Here is a 9201-nt window from a genome sequence, read left to right on the forward strand (position 1 = left end):
CGGCCCACCAGATCGTCGCATCGGCGAGCACCGAGAGGCCAAGCACGTAGGCGGGGGACCGCACGGCGTCGAGAAGACCGGCCGCCGGGCGCTGGCTCCAGCGGAGCGCGAGGAACGTCGCCGCGGGCGCCACGGCCAGGCAGACGTATTCGGCGTTCACTTTGGCAAACAGTAGCATCACGAGCACGAGGACGCCGACCAAGACGCTCAGGTAATGTCGTCCGTCCGGATCGGGCCGCCGGGGGCGCAGGAGGACGTAGGCGCAAAGGGCCGCAAGGGCGGCGAGCATGGCCGCGCTGACAGCGGCAGGGCTCACCCACGCGCGAGCGCTCTCCAGGAGCCACAGCACCTCGATCTCCGGAAGCAGCGCCGTCATCCCCACGGTCCGGGCGAGAAAGTCGTTCCCGTAGAGCCGGAACCCGATCGCGAGGCTTGCCGCGAGGATGGCGGCCGCAAGGGCAAGCGCGCCCGCGTGCGCCGCAAACGCGCGTGCCCGCGCGGAGGAACCCGACAAGGAGGCGGCGACGGCGCGGTAGTGCACGACAAGGAACGCGGCAAGGAACAGCAACGGCAGGTACTTGACCGCCGCAAGCGCGCCCGCGAACGCCGCGGCGGCCCAGATCCGGTCGCGCTTCACGAGAAGCAGCGTGCCCAGGACGGCCACGACCGTGAGATGCTCGTCGGTCACGAGCCGCACGATGTAGAAGAGCGATTGCGGAACGACGATGGAAAGAAGGACGACGTACGCGCGAAGTACGGGATCGTCCAGGTATTCGCGCGCAAGCAGCCACGCGAGCACGGGAACCGCAACGGCCACGGCGCCGTACAGCAGGATGAGCCCGTACGCGCCGCCCGCCCAGACCCCAAACGCATTGAAGGCGACGAACAGGAGCCCGAAGTTGATCCCGTTCCCCCACGCGTGCGGGCCGCCGTCGAAGGTTGCGTACGGATTGCCGCCCGCAAGCAGGGTCTGCGCGGGACCCAACCAGTAGACCCGGAAATCGCCGTAGTTGTTGGCGTGGGGGTCGGACAGGGTGAAGGCGTGCAGGACGGCAAGGAAGCCCACCAGGAGCCCGGAAAGGACAAGCGTGTGACGAAGCCCGAACGAGGCAAGCGCCCGGTCCAGGCGCGCCGCCGCGTTTGAGAGCAGAGGAATTCGTCGTCGTGAACGGCCGGCCAGCAGCAGGAGCACGAAAGCTCCCGAAACAAGGTACAGCGCGACGCCCGTGGCGCGCCACGCAAGCTGCATGGGCGTGAGATCCACGGTTCGCGCCCATGAAGCGACCCGGTTAAATACGTGTTGTTACCGTGTCCCGTCGGTCGAAACCCTGAGCGTGTCCGCCCGGCCGCCCGCGCCCGAAGTCTCCTCGCCCGCGATGCTGCACGCGGGGCGGCGCGAAGGACCCGCGCCCGAGCGTGTTCTCAACGTGGGCTGCGGCAACGACACCTACGGGACGCATCGCATCGACTTCGCGCCGGGCTCCGCGGTCACCGAGGTGGGCTCGGTTCTGGAGCTTCCCTACAAAAACGGGGTGTTCGACGAAGTGTACGCGGGAAACGTCCTCGAGCACATGCCAAACCCGCTCCATTTCCTGCAGGAGGCCGTCCGCGTGCTTGGGCCGGGTGGGCGGCTCGTGCTCGTCACGGACCACGCCGGCTACGTCGGGTACTACCTGAACGGCTTGCGATACGGCGACAACCACCGCTGGCACGGCGTGCACGGGGACCGCCATTTCATGCTGTTCTCTGTGGGCCATCTGCGCAACCTCTGCGAGGCGGCCGGGCTTGAGGTCGTCGACGTGAGGCTGTTCACGAAATGGAGGCAGGGCTGGCTTGCCAAGCTCGTCGGCCTCTTCTGGCGCGAGCTCGCCTGCGCCAACGTGCGCGTCGAGGCCCGCAAGCCGCAACGTTTTTCCGGCCCGCCGTGATTCGCCGGCCCGGGGAACTCGATGGCAGCCCTTGCGGAGTTCGAGAGCCTCGTGAAATTCTACGGCTCGCACCAGGCCCTGGGGCCCCTCTCGCTCTCGCTGCCCGGGGGCGCCGTCGGCCTCCTTGGCCCCAACGGCGCGGGCAAGACGACGCTTCTTCGCATCCTCATGGGCGTGATCCCGCCGACGTCGGGAACCGTCCGCATCCTCGGAGAAGAGGTGAATCCGGGAGCAAAGGCGGTGCGCCGCAAGATCGGTTACGCGCCGGAGGGCGAGGCGCTCTTCCCGGAGCTCTCGGGCGTGGAAGCCGTCTCCTTCGCCGGCCGGCTCGTGGGCATGGGCAAGGTGGAGTCCATCGAGCGGGCCCACCAGGTGCTCGACTACGTCGACCTCGGCGAGGCCCGTTACCGCCGCGTCGAAACCTTCAGCACGGGCATGCGCCAACGGCTCAAGCTCGCCCAGGCGCTCGTCCACGACCCCGCGCTCCTGGTCCTCGACGAGCCCACCGAGGGCGTGGACCCCGAGGCGCGCATCGCGCTTCTCGAGCTCATCGCGGAGCTTCGCGCCGAGCACGGGCTCCAAGTCCTGCTCTCCACGCACCTTCTCAACGACGTCGAGCGATTGGCCACGCACGCGCTCGTGCTGCGCGACGGTCGCGCCGTCACCCACGGCCCGCTCTCGGAGCTCAAGCGCGCGCCCGCGGGCGGCTACCTCGTTCGCGTGGCCGGCGGGATGGACAAGCTCCAGGAGGCCCTCACCGCCCGCGGGGTCGCGTGGGAGCCGGCGGCGGCGAACCTGCGCGTGAGCCTCGACGATCCGCGCGAGGTGCTGCGCATCGTGGCCCAGGCGGGCCTCGTCGTGCGGCACCTGGCGCCCTTCGAGCTCACGCTCGACGAGGCGTTCACGCAGGCCGTGGCGGGAGGTGCGTCGAATGCCTGAGGGCGTCCACGGCTACCCGCGCTGGACGGGCACGCTCTCGACGGGCTCGGCGGCGCCCACGGTCGCAGGCGAGGAGCTGCGGCGCGCGCTCAACAACCTGTGGATCCAGATCCCCCTCGTTCTCATCCTCGCCTACGCGGTCGCCGTCGTGGGCCAGCTCTCGTCCTTCTCGCGCGGCGGAACGGGGATCCACACGCTCTCGCAGTTCGTCACGTTCCTCGACGTCGTCCCCTGGGCGGGCCTCCTGGTGGCCGCCATCATGGGCGCGCCGCTTCTCCTCGAGGACCAGCGGCAGGGCGCCCTCGAGCTCTACCTCTCGCGCGCCGTCACGCTTCCGGAGTACCTCGGCGGCAAGATCGCGGCGCTTCTTGCCGTGACCACGCTTGCCTGCGTGGGTCCCGTGCTTCTTTACTACGTTGCCACGATGCTCATGTTCCAAAACCACCCCGAAGGCTGGGAATGGGTTCTGCCAGGTGCGCTTGCCTGGGCGTTCCTGTGGGCCGTCATGGTGTCCGGCCTTGCGCTTGGGCTGGCGGCCGTGTCGCGCTCCAGCCGCGGGGCCACGCTCCTCCTGCTGGGCTCCTTTGCCGTGCTCGACGTCTTCGCGAACAACGTGTTCGCCGGAGCCCAGCGGCTCGTCGACGTTCTCGTCCCCGGCGGCGCGGCGCGCATCGTGTCTCCCATGAACGCCTGGGACGCGCAGTTGCCCTGGATGATCGGGGCCACGGTCGATTCGGGCTTCGAGGGCTGGTGGGGTCTCGTGCTCTGGGCCGTGCTTCTTGCGCTCGGTTGGGGCCTCCTGGCGTGGAAGCGGCCTCGCCTGGGAGGTGCCGCCGAATGAACGTCCTCGCGTGCGAACGCCTCTCGCGATGGTACGGCGACGTGATTGCCGTCAACGACCTCACGGTCGAGGTCGAGCCGGGGATCACGGGCGTTCTTGGCCCCAACGGCGCCGGCAAGACGAGCCTTCTGCGCATGGCCACCGGTCTTGTCCGCCCTTCCGCCGGGACGATCCGCGTCCTAGGCGAGGACCCGTGGGACAACCCGGCGCTTGCCGCGCGCGTGGGTTACGTGCCGGAGGGCGACGCGCCCTGGCGCGATCTCTCGGGTCTCCAGTGCGCCACGCTTGCCGCCCGTCTTTCCGGCCTTGCGCCCGGACGCGCGGAGGAGGCGGCCCGCGAGAAGCTCGCGCGCGTGGGCCTTTCTTCGGCCATGGACCGCCGCGTGGAGGCCTACTCGCGCGGCATGCGGCAGAAGCTCAAGTTCGCGCTCGCGCTTGCGCACGATCCCGAGCTTCTCATCCTCGACGAGCCCCTCCTGGGCACGGATCCGCCCACGCGGCGGGACCTCGTTCAGCTCATCAAGGGCCTGGCGGCCGAGGGCAAGAGCGTGCTCGTCTCGACGCACGTGTTGCCGGACGTCGAGGCCATGACGCAGCGCATCCTGCTCGTGAACCACGGGCGCCTCATGGCCTACGGCGAGGTGGCCAAGATCCGCGACCTCCTGGAGCGCTACCCGCGGACCGTCCGCCTGGCCACTCCAAGCCCGCGCCCCGTGGGGGCCGCGCTCTGGGGATGGGAGAGCGTCCTGTCCGTCGCGGCGGAGGAAGGCGCTGTCGTCGTGCGCACGCGCGACCCGCAGCGCTTCTACGAGGACCTCCAGCGGATGCTTCTGGAGCGGCAGGATCTCGCGGTGATGTCCGTGACGAGCCCCGACGAGACGATCGAAGCCGTGTTCCGGTACCTCGTGGAGGCCTGATCGCGTGGCCGCTCCCATCGGAACCCTGTTCGGCCTGTCGCTGCGCGGCTGGCTGTCGGCGCGCGGCGTGTGGGCCGCCTTCGCGGTCGCGCTCGTCCCGATGCTCCTCACCGGCTCCTGGGTCGCCACGCACCCGGCCGACGTCGAGGTGACGGGCGTCTTCGCCGATCTCGAGCGCATCCGGGACGGCGACGAGGTCACCTTCGCGGTGCAGCTGCGCAACGTCGGCGGCGTCGACGTGGGCGGCTTCAACGTGAGCCTCTCCGTCTTCCACGCGCTGCCGCGCGTCGAAGGGAACCGCCTCGTCGTGAACAACGAGACCGGACGGCTCGCCTGGGAGATGTCCGCCGAGACGCGCATGCGGCCCTCGCGCGATTTCTTCCAGGGCGAGCGGCTCGTCGAGCGCGTCGAGGGGCTTCCCGCGGGCGCGTCGACGACGGTGACGTTCAGTTGGCAGGCCAAGTTCGGCGTGTGGCTCGTGCTCGCCCAGGCCGACCCCGAGGACGCAGTCGGCGAGATCAACGAGCGCAACAACCTCGCACAGCACCGGCCGCCGGGCACCGAGGCCCTCGCCCGGGGCGAGCCGACGCCGCTTGTCGTTCCCTTCCGCCTGCCCGAGGCGGGCCCGCGGGCGCCCACGGGTCTCGAAGGCGAAGGCGAGACGCAAGCCAACCTGTCGGTCCGGGTGGAGTTCGCGCCGCGGGAGCCGCGGCTGTTCGAGTTCGTCAACATCACGGCGACGGTCGTCAACAGCGGCCCCGAGCCCGTCGAGAACGCGACGTTCCGGCTGCGCGCGGGGCGCGTGGACGGAGGCGCGTTCTCGATCGTGCCGCCCGTGCAGGACCAGCTTCGGACCGTGAGCCTTGGCGTGGGGAACAGCTCCACGATCACGATCTCATGGCAGCCGCCGTTCCTGGAGACGTACTGGATCCAGGCGTACGCGCAGCCGCCCGCCGGCGCGCTCGATCCCAGCCCCGACGACAACGTCGTCGCGGTGCCCTTTGGGATGTTGATGCCCGATCACCGGCAGCTCGTCGAAGATCTGCGGCCGCTCCTGGCGCCGCAGCTGGAGCCTCCGCCGCGGGCCACGATCAAGGCGTTCTACCAGGCGATCTTCGAGTTCCTGCACCTGCACATCATCCTGCCCTTCGTCGCGCTGTTCTACGCCGCCGGCGTGCTGGCCGACGAGCGGGAGCGCGGCACGCTCCCGTACGTCCTGACGCGGCCCATCCCGCGCTGGCTCCTGCCGCTTGCGAAGTTCGCCGCAGGCTTCGTCGTGGCCGCCACGGCTGTGATCCTTGGCATCGCCGCCGCTTTCGCCGTCATGTTCGGCGCACCCGGCGGGGACGTGGGCTTCCTCACGACGCCGCTTCTGGCAAGCCTCGCCGCGCTCTTTGCCTACTCGGCGTTCTTTGTGCTCTTGGGCGTCCTCGTCGACCGGCCCTACCTCGTGGGCGTCGCCTTCGTGCTCGGTTGGGAGACGATCGCCGGAGCGCTCGTGCCGTGGGTGTCGAACCTCACGATCAGCCACCACGTGCGCAAGGCGTTTGGCGGCTGGCCCATGGACCAGGGGGTTCAATGGGCTCCGGCGGAGGGAGAGCCCACGACGGCGCTTCTCGTGGTGCTCCTCTCCGGCGTGGCGTTCCTCGTGGCCGCCGCCGTGGCGATGAAGCGGCGGGAATTCCCCGCCTAGCGGCCGCGACGCCCGCCCGGAAGGCCCAACGCGCCCAGCGGATACTCGACCGCCCAGCCGAGCATCCACGCAAGGAAGAAGACGGGCGCGCTGGCCGCAAGCGCCGGATCGCGCTTGGCGACCGCGCACTTGAGGCCATAGACGAGCGGCCCCAGCAACGCGAGGACGACTGCGGCAAAGAACGGGAAGCGCAGCGCCGGCGCGGCGACGGCCGCGATCGCGAACACGATCGCGCCGTGGAGCGCAAGCGCCGGAAGCCACTGGCGCGGGCTTCGCATGCGCGGGTGCTTCCGGTTGACGACGGCCTGCCAATAGGCGTACCGACCCTGCTGATACAGAAAGGAGGTAAGGCTCGTCCTGTGGTGGTGGCGCACGGCGGCCTCGGGAACGTAGGCGATCCGGTAGCCGGCGTCGAGCAGGCGCGCGTTGAACTCCGGGTCCTCGGTCGCGATGAGCGACTCGTCGAAGAGCCCGACGGCCTCCATCGCGGACTTCCGGAACATGGCGTTGCGGCAGACGCTCGCGTAGATGTTCGTCGACGACACAAAGGGCGCGTCGTAGGGATGCGCGCCAAGAAGCGGGACGATGCCTCGGCTTGGGCCGTGCACGGGAAAGCACGCGATCGTGCGCGACACGAGATCCTGGCTCTCGCTCTCGTTGGGGCCCCCGACGCCTCCGATCGTGGGGTCCTTCGTGAAGACGGCGACCATGTCGCGAAGCACGTTTGCGCCGACGACCATGTCGCCGTCGGTGATGTACACGAATTCCCCCTTGGCCTCGCGCACGCCGCGGTTGCGTCCGCCGGCCACGTCCGGTCCTGGCCGGACGAGCAGGCGCACGGGCGGGTTCGAGCTTCGCGCCTCGTATTCCTTGACGATCTCGGCCGTGCGATCGGTCGAGACGGCGTCCACGACGAGGATCTCGTAGCGGTCCTTCGGGTAGTCCTGCGCAAGCAGCGAGTCGAGGAGCTTTGAGATCGTGCGCTCCTCGTTTCGCACCGAGGTGACGACGGAGACGAACGGGAGAATCCCCGCGGAGGTCGCCATCGTGGCGCGCACGTCGGCGCGTCCTCAAATCCCTGCCGCTTGGTTTATGTACCGCAAGCCCTTGCTTCCCCCCGTCGTGGGGTGCGATGGACGAGCCCTTCGTGAGCGTGGTCGTGACGGTCCGCAACGAAGCGGGCGCGATCACCGAGCTTCTCGAGAGCCTGGCCGTCCAGGAGCCGCCCTACGAGGTGCTCGTCGTCGACTCGAACAGCGAGGACGGCACGCGCGAGATCGTCGCGAGCTTCGCCGCCAAGCACCCGACGATCCGACTCCTCTTGCACGGCAACACCCGGGGCGGCTCGCGCAACTTCGGCGTCGCGCGCGCGGGCGGCGACATCGTCGCCTTCGTCGACGGGGACTGCCTGGCAAGCCCGAGCTGGGTGGCCGAGATCCGGGAAGCCATGGCCACGGCTGACGTCGTCGCCGGGCGCACGGTCAACATCGGCTACGAGCCGTTCACGCGCCTGGAGCGCGTCGAGCTTTCCCACAAGGGCTTCGACGTGACCTACCCGAGCTGCAACCTCGCCTACCGCCGGGACGTGTTCGAGAGCCTCGGCGGATTCGACCCGCATTTCCGCACGGCCGAGGACATCGACCTCAACTTCCGCGCCGTGGAGCACGGTTACTCGATCGCGTTTGCCCCAAAGGCGGTCGTGTACAACCGCACGCGCAGCCGCGTCGTGGGCTTCCTCAAGCAGGCGTTCTGGAACGGGTACGGCCGCAAGCAGCTCACGCTCAAGCACGGCAACCTCTGGGCGAGCTACTCGTTCCGCAAGCTCTTCGCGCGCCAGATGACGTTCTGGGGCGTCGTGCGGCTGGCGTGCGCCGTGCTCGGCTACCTCACGTGCAAGGTGCGGGAGCCGCGCCGGCCCTACGTGCCGCCGCCGGCGCTCGTGACCCCCCGGGCGCGCCCGCAGGCGGAGGAGAAGGGCGCATGACCGACCCGCAGCCGCCGGGCGCGCGCACGATCAGCGTCGTCATCCCCGCGCTCAACGAGGAGGAAGGGATCGGCGGCGTGATCGACCAGATCCCGAGCAAGGAGCTTGCGTCGCGCGGCTTTGCCGTCGAGATCGTCGTCGTGGACGGCGAATCGACGGACCGCACGCGCGAGGTCGCGCGCTCGCGCGGCGCGCGGGTGATCGTCGAGCCGCGGCGAGGCTACGGGCGCGCGTACAAGACGGGCTTCGAGCGCGCCCGGGGCGAGATCCTCGTCACCGCCGACGCCGACCTCACCTACCCGGTCGAGCAGATCCCCGCGCTCGTGGACGAGCTCGAGCGCGAGAGCCTGGACTTCCTCACGACGGACCGCTTCGCGCGCATGCGGGAGGGGGCCATGAGCCGCAAGCACCGGATCGGGAACTGGGTGCTCTCGACGGCCATGCGGGTCCTTTTCCTCACGCGCGTGCGCGACTCGCAAAGCGGCATGTGGGTCCTCCGACGCTCGGCGCTTCCGCGTCTTTCGCTCACAAGCGACGGCATGGCGTACTCGGAGGAGATCAAGATCGAGGCGTTCTCGAAGCTTCGAGCGCGCGAGGTTCCCATCGAGTACCGCTCGCGCGTGGGCGAGGTGAAGCTCAACTCGTGGAAGGACGGCTTGCGCAACCTCGGCTTCCTCTTCCGCAAGCGCTTCGGGCTCACACGGCCCGAGTAGGCAGCGTCGCGTCGCATGCGGCCGCGAAGCGGCCGCAAGGAAAAAAAGAGAGGGGCGTGGGGGAGATCCTTCTCCCCCACCCTACCGCAGCCGCACCGCACCTACTCGGCGCGCCGCCTTGCCAGCAGCACGGCCATCCCAAGGCCGGCGACCACGAGGAAGCCCTCGAACCCGGGCGTCCGGTCG

Annotated in this window: 9 protein-coding genes; 7 read left to right on the plus strand and 2 right to left on the minus strand. The window is 69.7% G+C overall.

What is annotated here, in order from left to right:
* A partial coding sequence (locus VM681_01245; GenBank protein ID HVL86623.1) for a hypothetical protein occupies nt 1-1264 on the minus strand: 1264 nt, incomplete at its 3' end.
* Between the two features lie 70 nt (nt 1265-1334).
* Between VM681_01245 and VM681_01250 the strand changes: the two genes are divergently transcribed.
* The 5 genes from VM681_01250 to VM681_01270 are packed head-to-tail and all read left to right on the plus strand — an operon-like array spanning nt 1335 to nt 6318.
* The gene (locus tag VM681_01250) at nt 1335-1928 is read left to right on the plus strand and encodes a methyltransferase domain-containing protein (GenBank protein ID HVL86624.1); all 594 of its coding nucleotides are present in this window, start codon (nt 1335-1337) and stop codon (nt 1926-1928) included.
* Between the two features lie 21 nt (nt 1929-1949).
* Entirely contained in the window at nt 1950-2867 is a 918-nt protein-coding gene (locus tag VM681_01255) for an ABC transporter ATP-binding protein (GenBank protein ID HVL86625.1), read from the plus strand.
* Nucleotides 2860-3708 (plus strand): ABC transporter permease subunit, encoded by an 849-nt coding sequence (locus VM681_01260; GenBank protein ID HVL86626.1) that lies wholly within the window; start codon nt 2860-2862, stop codon nt 3706-3708. Before VM681_01255 ends, VM681_01260 begins: the two co-directional genes overlap by 8 nt.
* Nucleotides 3705-4625, plus strand: coding sequence for an ABC transporter ATP-binding protein (locus tag VM681_01265; GenBank protein HVL86627.1), 921 nt, complete (start codon nt 3705-3707; stop codon nt 4623-4625). The genes VM681_01260 and VM681_01265 overlap by 4 nt, the downstream gene beginning before the upstream one ends.
* Nucleotides 4626-4629: 4 nt before the next feature.
* Nucleotides 4630-6318 (plus strand): CARDB domain-containing protein, encoded by a 1689-nt coding sequence (locus VM681_01270; protein ID HVL86628.1) that lies wholly within the window; start codon nt 4630-4632, stop codon nt 6316-6318.
* Here VM681_01270 and VM681_01275 read toward each other — a convergent pair.
* Nucleotides 6315-7376 (minus strand): glycosyltransferase, encoded by a 1062-nt coding sequence (locus tag VM681_01275; GenBank protein ID HVL86629.1) that lies wholly within the window; start codon nt 7374-7376, stop codon nt 6315-6317. The two genes, VM681_01270 and VM681_01275, sit on opposite strands and share 4 nt — an antisense overlap.
* 74 nt (nt 7377-7450) lie before the next feature.
* Between VM681_01275 and VM681_01280 the strand changes: the two genes are divergently transcribed.
* Together VM681_01280 and VM681_01285 are read left to right on the plus strand one after the other, a co-directional pair.
* Nucleotides 7451-8302: a glycosyltransferase gene (locus VM681_01280; protein HVL86630.1), complete on the plus strand. Its 852-nt coding sequence runs from the start codon at nt 7451-7453 to the stop codon at nt 8300-8302.
* Nucleotides 8299-9015, plus strand: a complete 717-nt coding sequence (locus tag VM681_01285; protein HVL86631.1) for a glycosyltransferase family 2 protein — start codon at nt 8299-8301, stop codon at nt 9013-9015. The genes VM681_01280 and VM681_01285 overlap by 4 nt, the downstream gene beginning before the upstream one ends.
* Nucleotides 9016-9201: the final 186 nt, after the last annotated feature.

This window comes from Candidatus Thermoplasmatota archaeon (assembly GCA_035541015.1).
Taxonomy (GTDB): Archaea; Thermoplasmatota; SW-10-69-26; order JACQPN01; family JAIVGT01; genus DATLFM01.